The 460-nt window shown below is 47.8% G+C and carries 2 tRNA genes and 1 rRNA gene; all 3 read left to right on the forward strand.

From position 1 onward, the window contains the following. Window positions 1–66 (forward strand): 16S ribosomal RNA (locus SB658_RS21900); the annotation flags it as partial. A 102-nt stretch (window positions 67–168) separates the two neighbouring features. Continuing rightward, window positions 169–245 (forward strand) — tRNA-Ile (locus tag SB658_RS21905). Between the two features lie 11 nt (window positions 246–256). Beyond that, a tRNA-Ala gene (locus SB658_RS21910) sits at window positions 257–332 on the forward strand. The last annotated feature ends 128 nt before the right edge of the window (window positions 333–460 follow it).

A 460-nucleotide genomic window follows, 5' to 3' on the forward strand; every position in this document is an offset into this window, starting at 1 on the left:
CAGATGATTGGGGTGAAGTCGTAACAAGGTAGCCGTATCGGAAGGTGCGGCTGGATCACCTCCTTTCTAAGGATATTTTACGGAATATAAGACCTTGGGTCTTATAAACAGAACGTTCCCTGTCTTGTTTAGTTTTGAAGGAACTTTGTTCCTTGAATAAGTTAAGATGGGCCTGTAGCTCAGCTGGTTAGAGCGCACGCCTGATAAGCGTGAGGTCGGTGGTTCGAGTCCACTCAGGCCCACCATCTTATATAACGGGGCCTTAGCTCAGCTGGGAGAGCGCCTGCTTTGCACGCAGGAGGTCAGCGGTTCGATCCCGCTAGGCTCCACCAACGTGTTCTTTGAAAACTAGATAACAGTAGACATCACATTCAATTAGTAACACAAGATATCACATAGTGATTCTTTTTAACGGTTAAGTTAGAAAGGGCGCACGGTGGATGCCTTGGCACTAGGAGCC

Source organism: Bacillus sp. SIMBA_008 (genome assembly GCF_046535495.1).
Taxonomy (GTDB): Bacteria; Bacillota; Bacilli; order Bacillales; family Bacillaceae; genus Bacillus; species Bacillus subtilis.